General features: G+C 48.8%; 1 protein-coding gene. It reads left to right on the forward strand.

What is annotated here, in order from left to right:
- Positions 1-289, forward strand: a 289-nt coding sequence (locus BFP89_RS26855; protein ID WP_141689011.1) for a transposase, incomplete at both ends; no start/stop codon positions are given.

A 289-nucleotide genomic window follows, 5' to 3' on the forward strand; every position in this document is an offset into this window, starting at 1 on the left:
GAATGGAATCCAGCAAAAATAGTGGCGATCTATAAGCGCCGTATGCAGATCGAAGAAGGCTTTCGAGATGTAAAAAGTGAGCACTTGGGATTAGGCCTGAATCTGCATCGAAGCCACTGTCCAAAGCGCATTGAGGTGTTGTTGTTGATTGCTGCTTTGGCCAACTACCTTCTGTTTTTAACGGGGCTGCAGGCACGAGAACGCGGCTTGGAGCGACGCTACCAAAGCAACAGCATCAAAGAAAAGCGAGTGCTTTCATTGTGGCGACTAGGCTTGGAATACTGGCGAA

This window comes from Pseudomonas sp. 31 R 17 (genome assembly GCF_900004915.1).
Classification (GTDB): domain Bacteria; phylum Pseudomonadota; class Gammaproteobacteria; order Pseudomonadales; family Pseudomonadaceae; genus Aquipseudomonas; species Aquipseudomonas orientalis_A.